Source organism: Methylotuvimicrobium alcaliphilum 20Z, from assembly GCF_000968535.2.
In the GTDB taxonomy this organism is placed as follows: Bacteria; Pseudomonadota; Gammaproteobacteria; order Methylococcales; family Methylomonadaceae; genus Methylotuvimicrobium; species Methylotuvimicrobium alcaliphilum.
In genome coordinates this window covers 100828-126406 of record NC_016112.1, presented here as the reverse complement: position 1 = coordinate 126406, position 25579 = coordinate 100828, and the positions used below count along the sequence as shown (strand labels likewise).

The following is a 25579-nucleotide window of genomic DNA, read 5'->3' as shown; positions in this document are numbered from 1 at the left end:
AACTTGTTTTATGTATCTTCTTGGTTTAAATCGCTTTAAACGTTGAAGTTACAGTGTACAGATTTCCAAATTGTTAAAGAGCTATTCGTGACGTTGTTTCCGTCACCAATGCTATACCGTCTGTGAGGGCTTTCGCCATTCAAACGGTATAGCATTGGTGGAGCCAGGGAGGATCGAACTCCCGACCTCCTGCGTGCAAGGCAGGCGCTCTCCCAGCTGAGCTATGGCCCCTTTGGGGTTCGTGCAAACTAAACACTGCTAGTTTGACGGGTGGTCCTTCCGCTTCCAGGCTTGCGCCGCGTTGGTGGGCCTGGGAGGATTTGAACCTCCGACCTCACCCTTATCAGGGGTGCGCTCTAACCAACTGAGCTACAGGCCCAGGCTCGTGACGTCTTCGATCAAAATAATTTGTTGTGGGTACTTATGACGAACGCTTGCTGTCTTTGTAAGGAGGTGATCCAGCCCCAGGTTCCCCTAGGGCTACCTTGTTACGACTTCACCCCAGTCATGAATCACAAAGTGGTAAGCGCCCTCCCGAAGGTTAAACTACCTACTTCTTTTGCAACCCACTCCCATGGTGTGACGGGCGGTGTGTACAAGGCCCGGGAACGTATTCACCGCGACATTCTGATTCGCGATTACTAGCGATTCCGACTTCATGCAGTCGAGTTGCAGACTGCAATCCGGACTAGGACCGGCTTTCTGGGATTTGCTGACTTTCGCAAGTTCGCTGCCCTCTGTACCGGCCATTGTAGCACGTGTGTAGCCCTACCCATAAGGGCCATGATGACTTGACGTCGTCCCCACCTTCCTCCGGTTTATCACCGGCAGTCTCCCTAGAGTTCCCAGCTTGACCTGTTGGCAACAAAGGATAAGGGTTGCGCTCGTTACGGGACTTAACCCAACATCTCACGACACGAGCTGACGACAGCCATGCAGCACCTGTCTCAGAGTTCCCGAAGGCACTCTACGATCTCTCACAGATTCTCTGGATGTCAAGGGTAGGTAAGGTTCTTCGCGTTGCATCGAATTAAACCACATGCTCCACCGCTTGTGCGGGCCCCCGTCAATTCATTTGAGTTTTAACCTTGCGGCCGTACTCCCCAGGCGGTCAACTTAATGCGTTAGCTGCACCACTAAGTCTTAATAAAGACCCAACGGCTAGTTGACATCGTTTACGGCGTGGACTACCAGGGTATCTAATCCTGTTTGCTACCCACGCTTTCGTACCTCAGCGTCAGTTTTAGGCCAGAGAGCCGCCTTCGCCACTGGTGTTCCTTCCGATCTCTACGCATTTCACCGCTACACCGGAAATTCCACTCTCCTCTCCTAAACTCAAGTTACCCAGTATCAAATGCCGTTCCCAGGTTAAGCCCGGGGCTTTCACATCTGACTTAAATAACCGCCTACGCACGCTTTACGCCCAGTAATTCCGATTAACGCTCGCACCCTCCGTATTACCGCGGCTGCTGGCACGGAGTTAGCCGGTGCTTCTTCTATAGGTAATGTCAAGGCATCGGCTATTAACCAACGCTTTTTCCTCCCTATTGAAAGTGCTTTACAACCCTCAGGCCTTCTTCACACACGCGGTATTGCTGGATCAGGCTTGCGCCCATTGTCCAATATTCCCCACTGCTGCCTCCCGTAGGAGTCTGGGCCGTGTCTCAGTCCCAGTGTGGCTGATCGTCCTCTCAGACCAGCTATGGATCGTCGCCTTGGTAGGCCTTTACCCCACCAACTAGCTAATCCAACGCAGGCTCATCTGATAGCGCGAGGTCCGAAGATCCCCCGCTTTCCCCCTCAGGGCGTATGCGGTATTAGCTCGGATTTCTCCGAGTTGTCCCCCACTACCAGGCAGATTCCTACGCGTTACTCACCCGTCCGCCACTCGTCGGCTCCCGAAGGACCGTTACCGTTCGACTTGCATGTGTTAAGCATACCGCCAGCGTTCAATCTGAGCCATGATCAAACTCTTCAGTTTAATATGGTTTGTGACTCAATAAGATGAGTCACCAATCTTGGCTCGACTAAGAATTAAACGTAATCGCTTTGAATTAACGTGTTGTTCTTGCGCCGAATAGTTTTAACCGCTAAGCTATTCGCCACAAGCACCCACACAAATTATTTTGATCTGCTTGTTAAAGAGCTGGAAGACTTTCTCTCCCGTTGAGCCCGCCTATTATACAGAAGCGAAACTCAATGTCAAACTTTATTTTCAATCTCTTTTCCCGTCGTTCCGCTGTTTCGCGGCGGGAAAGACGGCTATTATACAGCCTAACTTCCGGCTGTCAACAGTTTTTCTTTCCCTTTTTCATTTTATCGATTTATACCTTTCGCACTTCAAATTTCGGCAGTGCCTGAGGAGGCGCCAGGGTGTGCGGCAAAGGCTTTGCCAGCATGGAGTTGGCATAGAGCCTACAGGGATGTATTCACGGCGTCCTTTGACGGACACCCTGGTGCCGAATTTTGATCTACGATGGGTATATTTTATACAGCCATATTGGTCTCGCCATTAAACTGCATGTCATACAACCTGGCATAGTGCCCATTCTTTGCAAGCAATTCCTTGTGGCTGCCCTGTTCTACTATTTGGCCATTATCCATTACAAGAATTACATCAGCATTCTCTATAGTAGATAAACGGTGTGCCACTACTATTGTGGTCCTATTTGTAAGAATGTTCTGCAAGGCCTTTTGAATATACCGCTCTGATTCGGTATCGAGAGCAGAAGTGGCCTCATCTAGGATTAAAACCGGTGCATTTTTCAATAAAGCTCTCGCTAGCGCTAATCGCTGCTTTTGTCCTCCAGACAACTTGACGCCATTTTCCCCTATTTCTGTTTGCAATCCTTTCGGCATTTTTTGGATGAATTTCATCGCATAAGCATCTTTTGCCGCTTGCTCCACGCTTTCCAAAGACACTCCTTGCAAAGCGCCATAGGCAATATTGTTCGCTACCGTATCGTTAAACAATGTGATTTGTTGGGTTACTACTGCAATTTGCCGCCTTAAGTTTTCCAACTTATAAGCAGTTATGTCTACGCCATCCAGAAGAATTTGACCCGAAGAATATTCGTAAAATCTCGGCAATAAATTAATCAGTGTACTCTTGCCTCCTCCCGAGGCACCAACTAAAGCTACAGTCTGCCCTGGCTCAACCGTAAAACTAATTCCTTTTAATGCTTCGCTTTCTGCTCCCTGGTATTTAAATCGTACATTTTTAAATTCAATTCTACCTCTACAATTTTTTGGCTCATATTCACCAGAATCATTCTCGACTGGCTCATCTAATATGGCAAACAAGGACTCGGCCGCGACCACTCCTTTTTGTATTTTTGAATTGGCATCACTCAACTGCCTAATGGGTCGCGGTAAAAGAAAGGCCGCTGTTAAAAACGCTACAAATTCACCCGCAGTCGCCTCCTGCATTAAAGTCAAAGACAAATACATTAAACCAGCCAAGGCAATAGAAATAATTAATTGCAGTAATGGCCCATGCAACGCTGATGTTGCCGCAAGCTTTAATGATTGCCGACGATGAAATTGACTACTATCCTTAAATCTATTTTTTTCATATTCTTCGCCCCCATAACTTCTAACAATTCGATGTCCACTGACCAACTCAGACGTTATGTGCGTCAAATTACCAATCGAATTTTGAATATCTTTACTCAATGAGCGTAATCTTTTACTCACATATTTAACAAGCCACACAATAAATGGCGTGACTGATAAAAATGCCAGTGTCAACAACCAATTCATATAAAACAAGTACAGCACCAGACCAAGCGCAGTCAATCCTTCCTTAATTACGATTTGTACCGAGTCTGTCGTTGCCTGCGTCACCTCTCCAACATTATGCGTGATCCTAGACATCATGTAACCGCTGTTGTTTGAATCAAAATAATTCGTAGGCAACCCCGTATAATGATTGAATATTTCACACCTCAATGCATGAACGATACTAGTAGACACTTTGGCAATGAAATAATTACCAAGATAAGATCCGGTTCCTCTTAATAATATCAAGCCGATAAAAAGCAAGGGCATTAAACCGACATCTTCTCTCGAGCCGCTCTGTAACGAATCGATGATGTGTTTTAAGATTGCCGCAAATAAAGGTTGTGTCGCCGCATATATCAAGAAACCGATTATGCTGAAAAAAAACCAGCTTTTATAGGGGCGAACATAGCTCAGCAATCTTTTATAAACTAGATAACCGGTCTTTGTTTTGTTCTGTTTTTTTGACTTAAAAATTTTCATGATCCCACAGCCAAATTCGTAACGAAACGATCCGCCCGCTTAACTGATTAATTTATATTTAGCCCTGCTCACTACTTTATTATTTAACTGAAAGCAGGCTCTAGGTTTTGATTTTGTCGCCCTTTCGCTCAAAAATTGACATCTTCCCCACATCGGAAAAGCCGAAATCCAAGGAAATCACCCTTTCCATTACAATATCGCCCCCCCCCATACAATCCTTTATGTTTATCAGAGCACTAAAAACCGCCCGGTTTCATAGACTCATCGTCGTTCAAAATTCGGCACCAGGATGTCCATCAAAGGACGCCGTTAACCCAGCACCTAAATTATCCAAGATCGTTAACCATACCAATGGGCTATGGATTTAGGTGCTGGGCGAACCCATTCATGGGAACTTACGGCAACCTGAATAACCAAGAAAAGAGCCCTGCAAACAAATCTATTGGGAAATTTCTTTATTGTAAATTGTAAACAAGACTCAAGGTGACGGGCACCGCTCCGGTAATGCTCTGCAAATTAACGATTTCGCGTAACTTTTCAACTCCCGCCTGCAGACCGAACCATTCGGTATTCATGATAATCGGCTCGACAGTTGTCACCGAGACTTGATCATTAGTTAACTTAATAATTCTTAAATTAGCATCCATTGAACGCTCAACACCATGCAATTTAAGATTCGCGGTTACGGGCAGGTCCATCATTTGTCCGGCCTTTAACGAATTCAACTTAGTCTTATCAAATTTCAGCTCAACTAACGCTTCCGGAAAACGATCAATTTGAAATAAAAACTCCTTCATGCGTTCATTTCTGATCGGCACACCGGTTTCGACACTATTTAACTGAATAACTAGTCTCGCCACACCTTCATCGCTTAACGATCCAGACATTTTATTGAACGTATGTTTCTCGGTAACGCTTGCATTTTTGGTAGTGAGAAAACTTAATGACGATAATTTTTGATTTAATACCCAATCGGCAAACGCCGTTGGCGCAAACAATACCAACACAATTAATGCTAGCTTTTTCATTTTCAACCTCGATTTAAAATCCAAACAATAGAAAAAATCACGCGACTGAACCGTGAGTAAACATAGAACCCTTAGTTAATTAGAATTTGGCAGCACCTTGCTAGCCTTAGCTGAAGTGAAATTTATATAGCTTTTTAACTACCGGCTCTTTAACTCAAGTGACATGAAGCATTTTATTGCTTACCCATTACCAACCAAATTTTGGCGCCTAAATTTGATCAAAGATATAGCAACATTCACGATGAAAAATATTTACTCATAGAAAATCTATCTATTCATCCGCCGTTTGATAAGCGGCGACTCGACTTCGCCCTATAGGCAGCCAACCGGATATATTTGTTAACCCTTTCATAACCGGCGCAGCCCCACCCATTGCAACCGCATCAACCAAACAATACCAAGCAGCCACTCCGCTCGGCGGGTTTCCTTGGGGAAGACTCAATACAGGGTCAATGGACGCCCACGTCCACGTTCCGGCAGCCGTCCCAATTAACTCCAACCAAGTTGTTATAAAAAATGCAGCCAGATACACCAGCGGAGAACGCCCTTTAAATAAATAGCCTAAAAATATGCAAAACAACAGTGCCCCTACAGAGTCGCCCTGCGCAGCTAGGCCACTGATGCCCCAAATAGACCAAAGACCACAAGCCGTCACGACGAATAGCGCAATCATTCGTGCATACCGCATAAAAAATCCGGAACGCGCCAATGCAACGGCGGTCAAGTAAACCATACCATGACCCGGGGGAACATAAGCCGGCACATTTTCAAAGCGATAGGTATACCCCCCCATATAAGGAGACGCAAAATGCTCTCCGACTGTCGCAAAAGCTACGGCAATAATAACTTGCATCCTTACTTCACTCGACTCGCCTAACAACAAACCTATGAGAAAAACCCATCCGCAAACTCCCAGTGCATTTTGTTTTTCTATGGTAGCGTTAGCATCTACGACCAAACAAACCGCTACACAAAAAAATGTAAATCCTGCAATAAAATAGTCGCGCGGTCTATGCTCGTAAGCAATACCCGGTTCCGGAAAATGTCTTAACATCAAACTTCCTCGTTGATCACATATTTAAACAAAAGCAGCAATCCTCGTTAATTTCCCGCGAACATCCAGGAAATCGCCGCATATCGAACTAATTTTCCAACAAAAATGAATACTATAGATGAATACAAAGATAATTTTAACCATCCTCCGGCAAAACAAAACCCATCTCCGATAACCGGCAACCATGAAAATAAAAGCGACCATTGCCCCCATTTTCTAACCCACATTATCGCTTTTTGTTTTTTAGTCTCTAACAATGACTCGATAGGATATTTCTTTGCCGCTAAATATCCTAAAAACCACGTTGTTAAAGCACCTAAAGTATTGCCGATCGTCGCAATTCCGACTAATAGTACCACTTGATCTTGGTGTTCCGACACCATTAGAGCCAGTACGGCTTCAGAGCCGCCTGGAGCAATCGTCGACGATATAAAGGCACTAAAAAATAAGCCCGCCAACCCTAGAAAATCTTCCTGCATTTATACCTTTCGCACTTCAAATTTCGGCAGTGCCGGAGGAGGCCTCGGGGTGCTCGATAAAGGCTATGCCAGCATGGAGCTGGCATAGAGCCTACATGGACGTATTTACCCAGCACCTAAATTCCACAGCCCATTGGTCATGATTAATTGTCTTGGATAATTCATCCAGCACCTAAATAAGCCATGATTTTGAATCATTGCCAAAGACCTATGGAATTTAGGTGCTGGGTTTACGGCGTCCTTTAACGGGCACCCCGAGGCCGCATTTTCATCTACGATGAGCATACTTAACCCACAAAAAAGCCCCTGAAACCCAAAGGTTACAGGGGCTTGACCCATTTTTTACATTTATTTCTCAGGCAATACTTTATTTTTTCCTGAAAGGACGGACTGTAGCACCTTGGAAAAAAGTCTGTATATAAAACCTAATATACTGCCGATCAACTCAAATACATAAGAAACACCTTCGGAAAAACTCATCCCTTTGAATTTTTTTGCTAATAAAGGCGAAACCAACAAACCAATCGCCAAACCGATCACCATAACCCCGGAAAACCATGAGCTACTCTCTTGCGAAGCTGTGTTGCTTGATGTTGCCGAGGCAGCGTCTTGGGACTGAATCGGATTATCAAGAATTGGAGAAACTTCGTAACTATCCTGAATCACATAGGGAGTCACGCCTGGGATACTAGGCAAATCCCCAGCGCCCTTACCTACTTTCAACTGCGCCTTCATTCCTTTCTCCATGTGCTGGGCGATATCGCAGTGTACTAAATAGGTCTTGTCTCCAGGCGGTAAAATTAATGTACCCGATATTTTTCCGGGACCGGTTACCTCCAAATGAAACATGCCTTTCGGATACAAATATTTGGGCAAGCCATGCATCATCCATTGATGTCGAACATTGTCATCGTTAATGAAATTAACCGTCAATTTGGTGCAGGGCTCGAACTGAAACTCCTGCGTATCGAATGCAAACATTCGTCCCGGAAATTTTTCGGCATATTGATGTCCCGCGCGAACTGTAATCTCCTTAGTTGCAACAATTTTATCGCAGCCACCGGGCAAGGTATCCGTATTTTGCCCCATTACCATTCCACCGCCCATATCCATCAGATGGCCGCCACCGTGATCCATCATATTGTTGTGCTCTTCATACTCCTTTGCCTGAAGCACCGTTGATGCCAACATAAAACTTGTAGCAACAATTGAGAAAAATCCAAACCTCATATTTTCACCTTAACTTTAAAATTCGTCTTCTTTAACAACTTTCGTCGACATTCTTAATTGAGCTGAGCGTTTAGGATTTAGTGACAAATAACATCCTATAACCATGAGCTTTGTAGCGGGCTCTGTTACTCTCTTGACAGGATAGTACGGCTGTCGCCGACACCTGTCAATTATACAACCGAACCAGACTACCCTATTTTCAAAATAGGGAGTTATACCTTTCGCATTTCAAATTCCGACAGTGCCCAAAGAGGCACCAAGGTGCTCTCGCTCCCTCACCTAACGCTAGGTGAAGGACCAGCATGGAGCTGGCTAGAGGCCTACATGGACGTATTCACTCAGCACCTAATAAACCATGATTTTGAATCATTACCAATGACCTCTGGAATTTAGGCGCTGGGTTTACGGCGTCCTTTGGGTACCCTGGTACCGAATTTTCATCTACGACGGGTATATTTATTACGACCAAATCCTTAAGTCGTTCGTTTGAGATATTCCACTCATTTAAATCTGCGGTTTTCTTTTGCTCTTCTCCGTACCGTTAATCTGCCTATGCAGCGGTCCAAAGCGGCTTTTAGATCGGGATAACGCCCCTATCATTTCCGTAACCGGGCAACAAGTATGTGAAATAATTTTTGAAAAACAGAACTTAGGAATAATGCACCTCTGTCATAACCAGGCATAGCCCATTTCTATATATGCACTAAGCCTGGTATACGAGGAGATAAAATTGGCGACTTTCGAGCGTATTTGCCGCCATACTATAAATCTCAGACTTCTTTGACTTTTCCTAACAACTCGTCGACTTTTTTCTTAAATCCGGCATGCGACAGATAGAGGATATAAAGAGCCGCGAATACAAAAAAGGCATATAGCGCCATTAAACCTGTACTAGTCTCTTGTCCTTTACCCGCGACAAAACCCATATGAACATCAAGCCTTTCGCCTTCGTCCGGAACTAGTGTGATATGAATAAGATAATTTCCGACTTCTGGAACCCCTTTATCCAAAGTTAAAGTGACTGTCCCGGATTTATGTTTTTGCGCAGGCATATGAAAAACACGAGTGCCTTCAGGCTCTTTTGTCACTTCAAACTCAACCGACATTTTTCTATATCGTGGATCTTGATAATCGAAAACTAATTGAGTCAAAGTGTTAGTGTTAGGAATATTTGCACAAAACTCTTCGGCTGGAAAAGCAGTGGGCTGATAAGCCGTGTAATGAACCCAGTGACCAGGCTCCAGCTCAAACTTACATTGATCGGTATCGGTACCAGCCGCACCGCCATGAGCCCAAACTGAAGCGGAAAAAACCAAGCCCATAAGCGCTAGGAGACTATTTCTTACGATGTTCTTTCTGTTCATAATACCTTCCAGTTTTGTCGGTTAATTATAATTTTTATAATTGCTTGTTGCTCTTTTAAAGATTAAAACCAGCGATAAACCAAAGTTTCGAATAAGCAAAAAACTGCATTAATTTTTTTATTATCACTGATGCGCTTATGAACTCTAACATATCACCCAATACAAATAAAGCCACTCCCTTCTTAGTCAAGAACCGATTCAGGTTGAAGCATGTCCGTCGAGAAGCGCTATAAACCCATTCACTGTAGCTTGGCGGCTTTAACCATCTGTCGACATCTCTCCGAATATACAGCACACCTTTTTGCTTATTAGTCGTTATACCCATCGCAGATCAAAATTCGGCACCAGGGTGTCCGTCAAAGGACGCCGTGAACCCAGCACCTAAATTATCCAAGACAATTAACCATGGCCAATGGGCTATGGAATTTAGGTTCTGGGTAAATACATCCCTGTAGGCTCTATGCCAGCTCCATGCTGGCATAGCCTTTGTCGCACACCCTGGCGCCTCCTCAGGCACTGCCGAAATTTGAAGTGCGAAAGGTATATTTCGTTCAGATATTGTAATACTACAACTAGATTTCTTTGCTACTACACCACCTAATCCATCATAAAACAATGCACTTTGAATTTAGGCGCGGGGTAAATTGCCCCAAAAAGGCACATAGTAATATAATGCTTATTTAATTTGTATCCGCAATTAGCCGTGTTTTCGTAGACTTTTGCAAACCTGACCGACCCATACAGGAAACTAATCACATGCCATCTTTGACCCGGACCCCCACCTGGAAATCCTTAGTTAGTCATTGCGCCGCCCTTCAAGACTTCGACCTGAGAGAAGCGTTCAATCTAAATCCTCGTCGTTTTGAACAATTCTCGCTTCAATTCAACGACATTCTATTCGACTACTCGAAAAACTTAATCACAGAAGACACGCGTTCATTGTTGGTCGATTTGGCAACTCATTCGGCACTTAGTTCAAAAATCGAAGCCATGTTTACCGGCGAAAAGATCAACCACACCGAACAAAGAGCTGTTTTGCATACCGCATTACGCAACAGAAGCAACCACCCGGTCATGGTTGACGGAGTCGATGTAATGTCAAACATCAATCAGGTTCTGGCCAAAATGCGCGTCTTTACGGATAAGGTAAGAAACGAACAATGGCTAGGACAGACTGGAAAACCCGTTAAGGACATTGTCAATATCGGCATAGGCGGCTCGAACCTTGGCCCGAAGATGGTTGCTACAGCGCTAACCCCTTATGCTTCCGATAAATTAAATGTTCATTTTGTTTCAAACGTCGATCAAACCGATCTCGTCGAAACACTCAAACCGCTCAACGCCGAAACGACTCTGTTTATCGTTGCATCAAAAATGTTCAACACTCAGGAAACCATGACTAATGCGCACTCCGCAAGAAATTGGTTTCTCGAGCAAATTAATGACGAAAAAGCCATCGGTAAGCATTTTGTCGCGATTTCCACACACCCTGAAAATGTCATTGAATTTGGCATCGACCCGGAAAACATTTTCGAATTTTGGGACTGGGTTGGCGGACGCTATTCATTATGGTCATCAATTGGCCTGTCCATTGCGCTACAAGTAGGGATGGATAATTTCGAACAATTGTTGCAAGGCGCCCATGAGGCCGATTTACATTTTAGAGATACGCCATTCGACCGCAATATTCCGGTCATCATGGGTTTACTAGGCATTTGGTATAACAATTTTTATGGCGCAGAATCTCATGCAATATTGCCCTACGACCAATCACTGCGTTATTTTTGCGAGTTCCTACAACAAAGCGACATGGAAAGTAACGGTAAAAGCATCGATAGAAAGGGGCAACCGGTAGATTATAGTACCGGCCCGATCATCTGGGGCCAGCCGGGAACGAATGGACAGCATGCATTTTACCAATTGATCCATCAAGGCACTAAACTAATACCTTGTGACTTCCTGGCAGCGGCTAACTCACATTATCACCTACCGAAACATCACGATATTTTAATTTCAAACTTTCTTGCCCAACCGGAAGCTTTGATGCATGGCAGAAGTGCCGAAGAGGTCATTGCCGAGCTACCCGAACAAGACAAAAATAACGCCATATTAGTCGCATCTAAAGTCTTTGTGGGCAACAAGCCGTCTAATTCTTTTCTTTTCGATAAGCTTACGCCTAAAACATTAGGCTCGTTGATCGCATTTTACGAGCATAAAATCTTCGTGCAAGGCGCTATTTGGAATATCAATTCTTTCGACCAAATGGGCGTTGAACTGGGCAAAGTACTGGCCAAAGTCATTTTGCCCGAACTGCTAAATGACGAAACCATCGGCAGTCATGACTGTTCCACGAACGGTCTGATTAATGCCTATAAAAAATTACGTAAAGCAGACGATTAATCAGTACTAAACTAACGACGGGCCCGAAAGAAGCCTTTAAGCATTTCGGAACACTCGTCTTTTAAAACACCGCATCGCCATGCGACTCGATGATTTAAAAATGGCGATTCGGATAGATTCATTGCACTGCATACTGCGCCACGCTTAGGATCTTCGGTGGCAAATACCAGGCGTTCGATTCTTGCGTGAACGATCGCTCCCATACACATCACACAAGGCTCAAGCGTAACGTAGAGCGTCGTACCGGTCAGTCGATAGTTTTTCAATACATTGCCGGCCTCACGAATCGCAAGCATTTCCGCATGTGCCGACGGATCGTGACTCGCAATCGGCCGATTCCATCCTTCGGCAATGCAGACATCATCTTTGACGATAACCGCCCCGACCGGCACCTCACCCATAGACTCGGCACGTTGCGCCAATCTAAAGGCATGCCGCATCCACGCTTCGTCATTATGATTATCGGCTATTCCCACTCAATCGTAGCCGGCGGTTTGCCGGAAATATCGTAAGTCACCCGAGAAATACCCGAGACTTCGTTAATGATCCGACGCGAAACCAAATCCAAAAAATCGTAAGGTAAATGCGCCCAACGCGCCGTCATGAAATCGATGGTTTCAACCGCGCGCAAGGCAATCACATAATCGTAACGCCGCCCGTCGCCCATTACGCCGACCGACTTGACCGGCAAAAACACCGCAAATGCCTGACTGACCTTTTCATACAGTTGGTGCCGATATAATTCTTCGATAAATATCGCATCGGCCTGTCGCAACAAATCGGCATAGTCTTTTTTGACTTCACCTAAAATCCGCACACCCAAGCCCGGCCCAGGAAAGGGATGACGAAATACCATTTCGTAAGGCAAGCCAAGCTCCAAACCAAGCTTTCTAACCTCATCCTTGAACAATTCACGCAAGGGTTCCAGCAACTTAAGCGTCATATTTTCCGGCAAGCCACCGACGTTATGGTGAGACTTGATTAAATGAGCCTTACCGCTTTTCGCGCCCGCCGACTCGATCACATCCGGATAAATCGTGCCTTGCGCCAACCATTTCGCATCGGCCAGTTTAGCGGCTTCCTCATCGAAGATCTCAACGAACAAGTTACCGATAATTTTTCGTTTCTGCTCCGGATCCGCCACTCCTTGCAATGCCTCTAGGTAACGTTGCTCGGCATCGACCCTAATTACCCGAACGCCCATGTGCTCGGCAAATGTAGCCATGACCTGATCGCCTTCGTGCAAGCGCAACAAGCCGGTATCGACAAACACACATGTCAATTGATCGCCGATTGCCTCATGCAATAAAGCCGCCACAACCGACGAATCCACCCCGCCTGAAAGCCCTAAAATCACTCGATCGGAGCCGACTTTACGACGAACCGCATGTACACTGTCTTCGATGATATTATCGGCCGTCCACAGCGCCTCGCAACCGCAAATGTCGAGCACAAAACGCGACAGTATTCTTGAACCCTGCCGGGTATGCGTCACTTCTGGATGAAATTGCAAACCATAAAACAACTTTTCTTCATGCGCGATACCGGCAATAGGCGCTCCGTCGGAACTGGCAATACGAATAAAACCTTCCGGCAATTCGACAACCCTATCGCCATGACTCATCCACACATCCAGCAAACCGAAGCCTTCCGGCGATGTATGATCTTCAATACCTTTCAATAACTTAGAATGCGCATGCGCGCGAATTTGCGCATAACCGAATTCCCGATGACTGGACGACTCGACTCTACCGCCTAATTGCTCGGTCATGGTCTGCATACCGTAGCAAATACCCAATACCGGAACACCCAATGCAAAAACCCGTTGCGGCGCACGCGGCGTATCATCGCTAGTGACCGTTTCCGGACCACCCGACAATATAATGCCATTCGGTGCAAATCCGATGATGTCATCGATCTCGCAATCACAAGAAAGTATTTCGCAATACACACCGATTTCTCGTATCCTCCGGGCGATTAATTGGGTGTATTGGGACCCGAAATCCAGTATCAGGATTTTATACAGATGAATGTTGGTCGATGCTTGCTGGCTCACGTTGAACCTCGAATATTGTAACGACAAAAATTAAAAGGGCTCCAACGAGCCCTTGATGAGTTTTTCGGATGGATTAACCGTTATTCCATATGATAATTAGGTGCTTCCTTGGTAATCGTAACATCATGAACATGGCTTTCACGCATGCCGGCATTGGTAACCCGAACAAATTCGGATCGCTGATGCATATCATCGATCGTACGGCTACCGGTATAGCCCATGCTCGCCCTAATGCCGCCCAATAATTGATGGATGATCGCATATAGGCTACCTTTGTAAGGCACTCTGCCTTCAATACCCTCAGGCACCAGCTTTTCGACTTTATCGGTTTCCTCTTGGAAATATCGGTCGCTGGAACCTTGCGACTGCGACATCGCGCCCAGCGACCCCATGCCTCGATACGATTTATAAGAGCGCCCTTGATAAAGCTCGACTTCGCCCGGCGCTTCTTCAGTACCGGCGAATAAACCACCTAACATCACCGCATGAGCTCCCGCCGCTAACGCTTTGGCGACATCCCCCGAATACCGAACTCCGCCATCCGCGATTAGCGGAACTCCGGTACCTTTAAGCGCATCGGCAACATTACTGACTGCAGTTATTTGAGGCACACCCACACCGGCAACGATACGAGTCGTACAGATCGAGCCCGGCCCGATACCCACTTTAACCGCATCGGCTCCTGCCTCAACCAAGGCTTTCGCGGCGGCTGCCGTGGCGATATTTCCACCGACCACCTGCACTTCCGGATAATTTCGCTTAACCCAACCGACCCGATCCAATACGCCTTGAGAATGCCCGTGAGCCGTATCGACAATAATCACATCGACGCCTGCCATCACCAATGCCTCAACGCGCTCTTCGGTACCTTGACCGGTCCCGACCGCCGCGCCTACGCGAAGACGTTCTTGCTCATCCTTGCATGCTTGCGGATAGTCTTTCGCTTTTTGTATATCCTTAACCGTGATCATCCCTTTCAAATGAAATGAATCATTGACCACTAATACTTTCTCGATACGATATTTGTGCAGCAGTTCGATAGCTTCCTTGTGATCGGCGTTTTCATTAACCGTAATCAAGCGTTCTTTTGGCGTCATCACTTTCGAAACCGGCTCATCGAAGCGTGTTTCAAAGCGCAAATCGCGACTCGTTACTATACCGACTAAATTATCGCCATCAACCACCGGAACGCCGGAAATGTTTTTTGCCCGTGTCAGCGCCAATACTTCACGAATACTAATATTGGGCGACACGGTAATAGGATCCTTGATCACCCCGCTTTCGTATTTTTTGACTCGCAACACTTCCCGCGCTTGTTGCTCCGCAGTCATGTTTTTATGAATAATACCAATCCCGCCCTCCTGTGCAATTGCGATAGCGAGCCTCGATTCTGTTACCGTATCCATCGCCGCGGAAATCAAAGGAATATTAAGCGTAATATCGCGCGTCAAACGGGTTTTCAAATCCACATCGCGAGGCAACACCGTCGAATGGGCCGGAACCAGTAATACATCATCAAACGTGAGAGCTTCCTGAATAACTCGCATACTCACTCCTTACAGTCAGAAAAATAACCGAAAATTATACTATGAAATATTTGACATTAGAATCAGCTTGTTCAATATAGTTTCCGAACCGCTAGACAATCGTGCTAACAACCTGATTATTCCGAAAGCAACTTTGCCGCCATGATAAAAATTAAGAGTGAAAAATAACTCTTCATGGTTTGCGCGGGAAGCTTATGAGCCAATTTTGCTCCCAACGGAGCAGTGACCATACTCAATAACACAATGCCTGCAAACGCTGGCAAATAAACATATCCCCAACTGCCTGCAGGCAAACCGGTTTTTTCAAAGCCTAACAACATATAACTAAGCGTCCCGCCAAATGCAATCGGCAATCCGCACGCACTGGCAATACCCACCGCGTTGCGTACCGGAAATTGTCCGCGCACCAAGTAAGGCACCGTCATCGTCCCTCCCCCGATACCTAACATTGACGAAAGGATTCCGATGACAATGGACACCACTGCATCCAGGAACGGCGATTGCTGCATCGCACCGGCTTCCGGCTTGATTTGGAATGCCATCTGAAACCCTATGTACAACAGAAAAATAGCAAAGATAATGCGCAGTGAGTCCGCCGATATTGTATCGGCAATTACGGCACCTAAAACCGACCCTATTACGATGCCCGGAACCAAGCTGTAGACCTTGCCCCATATGACAGACTTCAACCTGTGATGTGCAAGAGTCGCCGAAATTGAAGTCAACACGATAGTCGCCAATGACGTAGCGACAGCCATATGCATGATAAAATCGGCTGCAAAACCCTGCGCCTTAAACAAAAAAACAAGTATCGGCACCAATATTAGTCCGCCGCCGATACCGAATAATCCCGCAAATAATCCGCTAACCGTGCCGGCAATCATGCTTAAAATAAAAATTTCGACCACTCCACCCCCTTTTGTTAACAGCGTATTTTTTTAAGACTCTAATCAAGCGTTATACTAACCCTATCATAGAAAGACGAAGACAAATCATAATCATGAAAACCTATTTAGTCGGCGGCGCAGTACGCGACCAGCTGCTCAACCTCCCCGTGACGGAAAGAGACTGGGTCGTGCTAGAGGAAACGCCGGAATCGATGCTGAAAAAAGGATTTAGACCCGTAGGCAAAGATTTTCCGGTATTTTTACACCCGGAAAGCAGCGAAGAATACGCACTGGCTCGCACCGAACGCAAGACCGGCCCAGGTTACAAAGGATTCAGCATTCACAGCACACCAGACGTCAGCCTGGAACAAGACCTTCTACGCCGCGACTTGACTATTAATGCCATCGCAATGAGCTCGGAAGGCGAAGTCATCGATCCGTACAACGGTATTGCCGATCTAGAAAATCGGATCTTACGCCATGTCTCCCCAGCTTTCAGCGAAGACCCGGTAAGAGTGTTGCGCGTTGCACGCTTTGCCGCCCGTTATGCGCATTTAGGCTTTCAGATTGCCGATGAAACCTTGAGACTCATGCAACAAATGGTACGCGGCGGTGAAATCGACTATCTCGTTCCCGAACGCGTCTGGGCCGAGCTATATAAAGCGCTCATCGAAAGAACGCCATCGGCATTTTTTTATGCCCTCAGAGAATGCGGAGCGTTAGCTAAAATTTTCCCGGAAATAGACGCCCTATTCGGCATTCCACAACCGCGACAACATCACCCTGAAATCGACACCGGTATTCATACGATGCTGAGTCTCGAACAAGCGGCTCGCCTATCCGAGAAACCCGAAATACGTTTTGCCGTCTTAGTACACGATCTCGGTAAGGCGATATCTCCGAAAGACCGACTTCCCCATCACTACGGTCATGAAAAAACCGGCCTACCTATACTTGAGCAATTAGCCGACCGAATACGAGTACCGAATCATTATAGAATGCTCGCTAAACGTGTCATGCGCTACCACACACTTGCGCATAGAGCTTTTGAACTGCGCCCGGCTACCTTAACCGACCTGTTGTTAGACCTAGGGGCATTTAAAAATACCTCAACCCTAAAAGATTTCTTATTAGCTTGCGAGGCGGATGCGAGAGGCAGGGGCGGGACAGAAAACACCGCCTATCCGCAGGCCGATTATATTTTAGAAGCCGCTAAAGCGGCGGCGGCCATCGATATTTCCGGCGTACTCAAATCCGGCCTGGAAGGTGCGCAAATCGGTGCCGCAATTCGCAGGTTAAGGATACATGCGATTACCGAAAATCTAAAACAACAAAAAAATGCCAATGCAAACCAGTCTTGAATTAAAAAGACATTCGCCTTATATTGCCCTTTTAAACCATACATTGCACCATGCCATCTTTCGACATAGTTTCCGAATACGACTCGCACGAAGCAAATAACGCCGTCGACCAGGCTAATAGGGAAGTTACCACACGCTTCGACTTTAAAGGCTCCGGCGCGACATACGAACTCAAGGACGACACAGTCACGATGAGCGCCGGTTCGGAATTTCAATTGCAGCAGATGCTCGATATCTTGCAAATGAAACTGACCAAACGCGGCATCGACATCAGCTGCATGGAAATCAACGAACCCAAAACTACCGGCAGAACGGCTCAACAGATCATAGAACTCAAACAAGGCATTGAATCGCTACTTGCCAAAAAAATCGTCAAGTTGGTCAAAGACAAGAAACTTAAAGTACAAGCGGCTATACAAGGCGAAAAAGTGAGGGTCACCGGTAATAAAAGAGACGACTTACAACAAGTCATTCAAATGCTCAAGGCGGAAAATTTTGAAATGCCGCTACAATTCAATAATTTTCGCGATTAAACCGAATCATAACCATACCACCCATCGTAGATCAAAATTCGGTACCGGGAGCCCGTCATTCCGCCATGGACTGGCGAAATCCAGTGCCATGAATGGCAAGCTTTTAAGGTACATAAGAGCCTGAATACAAAAATTACTTATTTTATGATGGCTTAACTTAATGGCAGTGACATGTAGGCTCTATGCCGAGCACCCCAGCGCCGAAATTTTACTGGCAATTACTGGCAATAAGAATGACACCGAATCAACGTAATTTTAAATATCGATAACCGATATAGCAGAATAGCACTAGGAACATCCAAACTGTCACCAACGGACCGACCACACCGTCATAACTGCTCACCAAATAAAGATTAGGCGATTGAGCATCGACGTTGAATAAGGATTTGTTAAACTTTATCTGCCAAACCCAAGCGGTGTGACAGCCAATACATAAAGCCAAACTGTTCGGCACCCTCGACCTAACGACTCCCAGAAAAACTCCGACCATGAACAACGCCAAAAAAGCGGACAAAATATCGGGATTCAAGACATTTAGCAGCGCCTCTTTCAACAAAATGAATCCGCTAAAAAAGGTAACCTCTTCATTCGCAAAACGGCTATGACTATCGAGAAAATGTAATATACCGTAATAAAAAGAACTGATCAGTACCGCTCCGATCACCGGCATTCTTTGTTTGAGGCCGGCGAACAAAATGCCTCTAAAAATCGGCTCTTCGGCCAGCGATATCAATAAAGCCAATAAAAACCCAGTAATGAATTTTTGCAAAACCCAAGCAAAAGACCAGGATCGCGTCTCATCGATGACATGAACGCCCGTGAGGTAGAGCACGATAAAAACCGGTAGCAAAGTCAAAACACCTAAGCCTAATCCGTAACCGAACTGCCGCAGCATCGCAGCCTTATCGGCAAACCCCAGATCCCGGCCCTTGAGATGAAGCATCGCCATGACCGGAAAAATACTCAATACCAAGAATAACTTACCGACCTTGCTGATGATTTTATGCAGAGGAAATTGATCGCCGAAACCCAGCCATATTAAATAACCCACCACGCAACCCAGCGACGCCGCCACCAACAAGACCACCAGTGGCATTAGAATATAAACAAGATATTTCATGATTGTGTGCTACCTCCGAAATCGCCCCACAGCATCTGTAGAGAGGCGATCGAGGCCAACGCAGCCGTTTCGGTACGCAAGACTCTGGCACCTAGACGAACCGCTATAAAACCCGCAGCTTTGGCCATATCCCGCTCATGTTCGGCAAACCCGCCTTCCGGACCGGATAACAAGGTAACCCGATCATTTAACGGCTTAAGCTGAGACAAGCTCGTTTCGGCATAAGGATCCAAGAAAATTCTCAAACCTGCTTGTTTATCGACCCAATCGTTCAAATCATCAATCGAACTCAATGCCGGTAAAACGGTTCTACCGCATTGTTCGGCCGCATGCTGCACAATTTTTTGCCAATGCATCAACCGTTGCTGTTGCTTTTCAGCTTTCAATTGCACGACACAACGCTCGGTTACCAACGGAGTGATCCTGTTAACGCCTAGTTCTACGGCTTTCTGTACGCCCCAATCCATCTTATCGCCTCGCGATATCGCAAGACCTAGATTAATCGTCAAAATAGATTCAACCGTCCGATCGCGCCATTGACCCAGATCCAAGGCAACTCTTTTTTTGCTCGCTTCTACAACAACCGCTGTATATTCGCCGCCCTTGCCATCGAAAACGATAAGTCCCGAATCTTTTTTTAGTCGTAAAACCGTTCTGACATAATGAGCCGCATCGTCGTCAAGCTCTACGGTTCGACTTTTACCAAGGTCTTCTTGCACATACAAACGGGAAACTCTCATCTCAAACACCCATGACCTGTGAGTTATACTTCGCGCGGTCACAAAAAAAGGGCTTTCGCCCTTTTCTCGATAAACCGCCCATCCTTCTTTGATTAATCCGATAAATTCAAATTATTCCAAATCGCCAACGTTGGCGCGGATTGATTCATCGTATAAAAATGCAATCCCGGGGCGCCATTATCCAACAATTGTTGACATAAACGGGTTACGACATCGCAACCGAACGCGATGATTTGCTCCCTATCGTCGCCAAAGCCTTCCAGTTTTTTCCTCAACCAGCGTGGAATGTCCGCGCCGCACATATCGGAAAAACGGAATAATTGCGAATAATTAGTAATCGGCATGATGCCGGGAACAATCGGAATATCGATACCCATTTTTTCGCAGGCATCGACAAAATAAAAATAAGACTCGGCGTTATAAAAATACTGCGTAATCGCAGCATTCGCACCGGCATCGACTTTGCGTTTGAAATTCTTTAAATCTTCGGCAGCACTTCGCGCCTGAGGATGGGTCTCGGGGTATGCTGCGACATGAATCTGAAAATAATCGCCGGTTTCGCTACGAATAAAGTCGACCAATTCATTGGCATAACGAAATTGCCCGGCCGACATCATCCCGGACGGCAAATCGCCTCTCAACGCGACGATTTTTTTTATCCCGTTCGAACGATAACCGTGCAAAATCTCTCTGATATTTTCATGCGTCGATGCAACGCAAGACAGATGAGGCGCCGCAGCAACGCCGCGTTCTTGAATTTTGACAACCGTATCGAAGGTCTTATCCCGCGTCGACCCGCCGGCGCCGAAAGTCACCGAAAAGAAATCGGGATTCAATCGGCTCAATTTTTTATGTACCGCCTGCAAACTTTCCTCGCCGGCTTCGGTCTTGGGCGGATAAAATTCGAAACTGAACAGCTTGGGATATTTTTGTTGTGTTTGCATGATTTCAGAGTATTGAAACAACAGACAAACCAATCAATGGCTTGTCCGTGTCTACATCGATCAATAACGGTAATGTTCGGGCTTGAACGGTCCATCCGTCGGCACATTGATGTACTCGGCTTGCTTCTCAGTCAACCGGGTCAATTTCACACCCAATTGATTTAGATGCAACGCGGCGACTTTTTCATCCAATTTTTTAGGCAATACATAAACTTTATTCTCGTATTTATCCGCATGGTTCCATAGTTCGATTTGCGCCAAAACCTGATTGCAGAACGAGTTAGACATGACAAAGCTTGGATGACCTGTCGCACAACCTAAATTAACTAAACGCCCTTCGGCTAATACGATTAAACGCTTTCCATCCGGGAAGATAACATGATCGACTTGCGGCTTGATGTTTTCCCATTGGTATTGACGCAACGAAGAAATTTCGATCTCGGAATCGAAATGCCCGATATTGCAGACAATGGCTTGATCCCGCATCGCCGCCATATGGTCATGCGTAATGACATTGAAATTACCGGTCGCCGTGACAAAAATATTGGCGATCGGCGCGGCGTCTTCCAATGTGACGACACGATAACCTTCCATCGCCGCCTGTAAGGCGCAAATCGGATCGATTTCGGTAATCCATACGGTCGCACCCAAGCCACGTAACGATTGCGCACAGCCTTTGCCGACGTCGCCATAACCGCAGACGACTGCAATTTTACCGGCAATCATGACATCGGTCGCGCGCTTGATACCGTCAACCAAGGATTCGCGACAGCCGTAAAGATTATCGAATTTCGATTTGGTGACCGAATCATTGACATTGAAGGCCGGGACCATCAGCTTGCCTTTGGCAACCATTTCGGTTAGCCGCAACACGCCCGTGGTCGTTTCCTCGGAAAGCCCTTTGACATCGGCCATCAGTTCAGGATATTGTTGATGCATCATCAACGTCAAATCGCCCCCATCATCCAAAATCATATTCGGACGCCAGCCGTTCGGGCCTTCGATCGTTTGCACAATACACCATTCGGCTTCTTCCTCGGTTTCGCCTTTCCAAGCGAAAACCGGAATACCTTTGGCGGCAATCGCCGCAGCCGCATGATCCTGTGTTGAAAAAATATTGCAGGACGACCAGCGAACTTCGGCCCCCAGTGCGATCAAGGTTTCGATCAATACTGCCGTCTGAATCGTCATATGCAAACAGCCGGCAATGCGCGCGCCTTTCAGCGGCTGCTCACCGCCGAATTCTTCGCGCAAAGCCATCAAGCCCGGCATTTCGGTTTCGGCGATATTGATTTCCTTACGGCCCCACTCGGCCAGGTTAATATCCGCGATTTTGTAGTCCGGTTGAGTCATTGTTATCTCCTAAATTTACTTAAAGTCCGGCCGCATCTCGCAATGCATCGGCTTTATCGGTTTTTTCCCAACTGAACGACGCTTCGGTTCTACCGAAATGACCGTATGCCGCTGTCGCTTGATAAATCGGTCTCAATAAGTCCAACGCAGCAATCAAGCCTTTCGGCCTTAAATCGAAATGATCCCGAATAATCTGTACCAATCTTTCTTCGCCGACTTTTCCGGTCCCGAAAGTCTCGACGCTGATCGAAGTCGGCTCGGCAACACCGATCGCATAGGAAACTTGAATTTCACAGCGCTCGGCAAGTCCTGCTGCAACAATGTTTTTTGCGACGTAGCGTGCCATGTAAGCTGCAGACCTATCCACCTTCGAAGGGTCCTTGCCGGAAAATGCGCCGCCGCCGTGTCTTGCCATCCCACCGTAGGTATCGACGATGATTTTACGACCGGTCAAACCGCAATCGCCGACCGGCCCGCCGATCACGAAATTACCGGTCGGATTGATGTAATATTTGGTGTCTTTGTGCAACCATTCCTTGGGCAAAACATGCAAAATAATCTCGTCCATGACTGCTTCATGAATTTGTTTGGCACCGATTTCCGGAGAATGTTGGGTCGACAATACGACTGCGTCGATCGCGACCGGCTTATTGTTCTCATAGCGGAAAGTAATTTGACTTTTCGCATCCGGTCTAAGCCATGGCAGGGTTTTATTTTTACGAACTTCGGATTGGCGTTTGACCAACAAATGAGAATAAGTGATCGGAGCCGGCATCAACACGTCGGTTTCATTAGTCGCATAACCGAACATCAAGCCTTGGTCGCCCGCACCTTGTTCATGATTGTCGGACTCGTCGACGCCCATCGCGATATCGGACGACTGCTTGCCGATTGCGTTTAAGACCGCGCAACTTTGTCCGTCGAAACCGATGTCGCCATGATCGTAGCCGATATCGCAGACGACTTTTCTGACCAGCGCTTCGGTATCCACCCATGCATCGGTCGTGATTTCGCCGGCTAGAATAACCATACCGGTTTTAACCATCGTTTCGCAGGCCACCCGCGAGCGCGGATCTTGCTCTAGGAGTGCATCCAATACCGCATCGGAAATTTGATCCGCAACTTTATCCGGATGACCTTCCGAAACCGATTCTGATGTAAAAATAAAATTATTGCTCACGACACCGCCTTTACTATCTAATGTCTAATACACAAAAGGCTGCATTAGCAGCCTTTCAAATGATGGTGGGCCCTGTAGGACTTGAACCTACGACCTGCCGATTATGAGTCGGACGCTCTAACCAACTGAGCTAAGGGCCCTTAAATTTTTATTCGCCATCCAAGAAGCAGCGCAATTGTTCGGATCTCGACGGATGTCTCAATTTTCTTAAGGCTTTTGCTTCTATTTGCCGTATCCTTTCGCGAGTCACATCAAACTGTTTACCAACCTCTTCCAAAGTGTGATCGGTATTCATATTAATCCCAAATCGCATTCTCAAGACTTTTGCTTCTCTAGCGGTCAAGCCGGCCAACACACTTTGGGTCGACTCTCTAAGCCCTGCAATCGTCGCCGATTCAATGGGGGACAATACTTTAGCATCTTCTATGAAATCTCCCAAATGAGAATCTTCATCGTCGCCGATCGGTGTTTCCATAGAAATCGGTTCTTTCGCAATTTTCAATACCTTACGAACTTTATCTTCAGGCATTTCCATGCGCTCGGCCAGTTCTTCCGGGGTCGCCTCGCGACCCAATTCTTGCAGAATCTGCCTTGAAATCCGGTTTAATTTATTGATCGTTTCAATCATATGCACCGGAATTCTAATCGTTCTGGCCTGATCGGCAATCGAACGCGTGATCGCCTGCCTGATCCACCAGGTCGCATAAGTCGAAAACTTATAGCCGCGTCGGTACTCGAATTTATCGACCGCTTTCATTAAGCCGATATTGCCTTCTTGAATCAGATCTAGGAATTGCAAGCCGCGGTTGGTATATTTTTTTGCGATCGAAATCACCAAGCGCAAGTTCGCTTCGATCATCTCCTTCTTAGCGCGCCTGACTTTTGCTTCGCCAATCGACATACGACGATTAATATCCTTGATGTCGCTAACGGACAAGCCATAAGTACTGGCGATATCGGCTAATACCGATTGCGCCTTCTTGACTTCCTGCTCATTCTCCGCGATGACCTGATTATCAATACCTGTCGATCGCAGATATTGAACCAACCATTCGTAATCAGTCTCATGACCGGTCATTGCAATAATAAATTCTTTGCGTGTCATTTTGGCTTCATTGACACACAGATCCGCTATTAACCTTTCCTTTTCACGGATAAGGGCGACCGCCTCTGAAACGGTAGCCGTCAACCTTTTAAAATATTGCGGAGCCCATTTAAACTCGATAAAACTTTCTGCAAGCTCATCTAGCTTTTCATTGACCTTAGGATCGCCATAACCATGTTTCTTGATTGCCGCAGCCGCCGATTTATGCAGCTTACGCAGCACTTCGACTTTTTCCTTGACATCATTATAGTCAAGCCCTTTGACCTCATCTTCGTCGGCGTCCTCATCGACCGAGTCGTCATTAGCCGCTTGACTACTAAAAACCGTCTCCGGCTCACTAAGATCAACGAAGCCGGAAACCAAGTCCGTCAAACGAATACCGCCCTCTTCATCCGATATGGAATCGAAGTCTCTAATGAATTCATCAACGACTTTACAGGATCGCGAAATCGCTCTGACAACCTGTTGCTGCCCTTCTTCTATGCGTTTGGCGATTTTTAATTCGTCTTCCCGGTTCAGTAATTCAACCGATCCCATTTCCCTCATATACATGCGAACCGGATCGGTAGTTCTGCCGAACTCGCTATCAACCGAGGCTAATGCCGCTACTTCGTCATCATCATCCTCATCGCCGGTAACCGCTGCGCCGTCGGTAATGAGCGAGTCTTCATCGGGGGCATCCTCATAAACTTGAATACCCATGTCGTTGATCATACCGATGATATCTTCTATCTGTTCCGGATCGGCAATATCGCTGGGCAAATGATCGTTAACCTCGGCATACGTCAAGTAACCTTGTGCTTTACCTTTGGCTATCAATTGTTTAAGTTGGGACTGCTGTTGTTCTTGATTCATCACTCACTCACAGAATACGATCAGCACAATTACGCTGAACAGGAAATTATACAACATATTCTTTTTTATGTTAATACGAA

General features: G+C 46.4%; 19 protein-coding genes, 3 tRNA genes and 1 rRNA gene. 3 read left to right on the top strand and 20 right to left on the bottom strand.

Translation table 11 applies throughout. From position 1 onward, the window contains the following. Positions 1-155: 155 nt before the first annotated feature. The 9 genes from MEALZ_RS00585 to MEALZ_RS00540 all read right to left on the bottom strand — a co-directional run bounded on the left by MEALZ_RS00585 (position 156) and on the right by MEALZ_RS00540 (position 9418). A tRNA-Ala gene (locus tag MEALZ_RS00585) sits at positions 156-231 on the bottom strand. Positions 232-302: 71 nt separating this feature from the next. Beyond that, positions 303-379, bottom strand: a tRNA-Ile gene (locus MEALZ_RS00580). Between the two features lie 67 nt (positions 380-446). After that, a 16S ribosomal RNA gene (locus MEALZ_RS00575) occupies positions 447-1981 on the bottom strand. Between the two features lie 506 nt (positions 1982-2487). Next, the gene (msbA, locus tag MEALZ_RS00570) at positions 2488-4263 is read right to left on the bottom strand and encodes a lipid A export permease/ATP-binding protein MsbA (protein ID WP_014146632.1); all 1776 of its coding nucleotides are present in this window, start codon (positions 4261-4263) and stop codon (positions 2488-2490) included. A gap of 455 nt (positions 4264-4718) precedes the next feature. Beyond that, entirely contained in the window at positions 4719-5291 is a 573-nt protein-coding gene (locus MEALZ_RS00565) for a YceI family protein (RefSeq protein WP_014146631.1), read from the bottom strand. A 271-nt stretch (positions 5292-5562) separates the two neighbouring features. Continuing rightward, a complete protein-coding gene (locus MEALZ_RS00560; protein ID WP_014146630.1) occupies positions 5563-6345 on the bottom strand; it encodes a hypothetical protein in 783 nt (260 codons plus the stop codon). Between the two features lie 47 nt (positions 6346-6392). Beyond that, entirely contained in the window at positions 6393-6824 is a 432-nt protein-coding gene (locus MEALZ_RS00555; RefSeq protein ID WP_014146629.1) for a YqaA family protein, read from the bottom strand. A gap of 348 nt (positions 6825-7172) precedes the next feature. Further along, entirely contained in the window at positions 7173-8054 is an 882-nt protein-coding gene (locus MEALZ_RS00545) for a cupredoxin domain-containing protein (RefSeq protein WP_014146628.1), read from the bottom strand. A gap of 770 nt (positions 8055-8824) precedes the next feature. Further along, positions 8825-9418: a hypothetical protein gene (locus tag MEALZ_RS00540; protein ID WP_014146627.1), complete on the bottom strand. Its 594-nt coding sequence runs from the start codon at positions 9416-9418 to the stop codon at positions 8825-8827. Between the two features lie 756 nt (positions 9419-10174). Between MEALZ_RS00540 and pgi the strand changes: the two genes are divergently transcribed. Continuing rightward, positions 10175-11818, top strand: a complete 1644-nt coding sequence (gene pgi / locus MEALZ_RS00530; RefSeq protein ID WP_014146626.1) for a glucose-6-phosphate isomerase — start codon at positions 10175-10177, stop codon at positions 11816-11818. An 11-nt stretch (positions 11819-11829) separates the two neighbouring features. Here the strand turns inward: pgi and tadA are convergent, their stop codons facing one another. The 4 genes from tadA to MEALZ_RS00510 form a co-directional block, all read right to left on the bottom strand. Next, positions 11830-12294, bottom strand: coding sequence for a tRNA adenosine(34) deaminase TadA (gene tadA, locus MEALZ_RS00525; protein ID WP_084685212.1), 465 nt, complete (start codon positions 12292-12294; stop codon positions 11830-11832). Beyond that, positions 12285-13874 (bottom strand): glutamine-hydrolyzing GMP synthase, encoded by a 1590-nt coding sequence (gene guaA / locus MEALZ_RS00520; RefSeq protein WP_014146624.1) that lies wholly within the window; start codon positions 13872-13874, stop codon positions 12285-12287. Before guaA ends, tadA begins: the two co-directional genes overlap by 10 nt. A gap of 80 nt (positions 13875-13954) precedes the next feature. Beyond that, positions 13955-15421, bottom strand: coding sequence for an IMP dehydrogenase (gene guaB, locus MEALZ_RS00515; RefSeq protein WP_014146623.1), 1467 nt, complete (start codon positions 15419-15421; stop codon positions 13955-13957). A 116-nt stretch (positions 15422-15537) separates the two neighbouring features. Next, on the bottom strand, positions 15538-16329 hold the full coding sequence (locus MEALZ_RS00510) for a sulfite exporter TauE/SafE family protein (RefSeq protein WP_014146622.1): 792 nt from the start codon (positions 16327-16329) through the stop codon (positions 15538-15540). Between the two features lie 92 nt (positions 16330-16421). On the opposite strand from MEALZ_RS00510, the gene MEALZ_RS00505 reads away from it, so the two are divergent. Both MEALZ_RS00505 and MEALZ_RS00500 read left to right on the top strand, forming a co-directional pair. Continuing rightward, positions 16422-17669, top strand: a complete 1248-nt coding sequence (locus MEALZ_RS00505) for a multifunctional CCA addition/repair protein (RefSeq protein WP_014146621.1) — start codon at positions 16422-16424, stop codon at positions 17667-17669. Between the two features lie 50 nt (positions 17670-17719). Next, a complete protein-coding gene (locus MEALZ_RS00500) occupies positions 17720-18202 on the top strand; it encodes a YajQ family cyclic di-GMP-binding protein (protein ID WP_014146620.1) in 483 nt (160 codons plus the stop codon). A 244-nt stretch (positions 18203-18446) separates the two neighbouring features. Here MEALZ_RS00500 and MEALZ_RS00495 read toward each other — a convergent pair whose 3' ends face one another. From MEALZ_RS00495 to rpoD, 7 genes are all read right to left on the bottom strand, one after another. Continuing rightward, complete coding sequence (locus MEALZ_RS00495) at positions 18447-19322, bottom strand: CPBP family intramembrane glutamic endopeptidase (protein WP_014146619.1); 876 nt, start codon at positions 19320-19322, stop codon at positions 18447-18449. Further along, positions 19319-20062, bottom strand: a complete 744-nt coding sequence (locus tag MEALZ_RS00490) for a 16S rRNA (uracil(1498)-N(3))-methyltransferase (protein ID WP_014146618.1) — start codon at positions 20060-20062, stop codon at positions 19319-19321. Before MEALZ_RS00490 ends, MEALZ_RS00495 begins: the two co-directional genes overlap by 4 nt. A 92-nt stretch (positions 20063-20154) precedes the next feature. After that, entirely contained in the window at positions 20155-21006 is an 852-nt protein-coding gene (metF, locus tag MEALZ_RS00485; protein WP_014146617.1) for a methylenetetrahydrofolate reductase [NAD(P)H], read from the bottom strand. 60 nt (positions 21007-21066) lie between these two features. Next, positions 21067-22359, bottom strand: a complete 1293-nt coding sequence (ahcY, locus tag MEALZ_RS00480; protein ID WP_014146616.1) for an adenosylhomocysteinase — start codon at positions 22357-22359, stop codon at positions 21067-21069. A gap of 19 nt (positions 22360-22378) precedes the next feature. Then, positions 22379-23539, bottom strand: a complete 1161-nt coding sequence (metK, locus tag MEALZ_RS00475) for a methionine adenosyltransferase (protein ID WP_014146615.1) — start codon at positions 23537-23539, stop codon at positions 22379-22381. 63 nt (positions 23540-23602) lie between these two features. Beyond that, a tRNA-Ile gene (locus MEALZ_RS00470) sits at positions 23603-23679 on the bottom strand. Positions 23680-23687: 8 nt separating this feature from the next. Then, a complete protein-coding gene (rpoD, locus tag MEALZ_RS00465; protein WP_014146614.1) occupies positions 23688-25499 on the bottom strand; it encodes an RNA polymerase sigma factor RpoD in 1812 nt (603 codons plus the stop codon). Between the last annotated feature and the right edge of the window lie 80 nt (positions 25500-25579).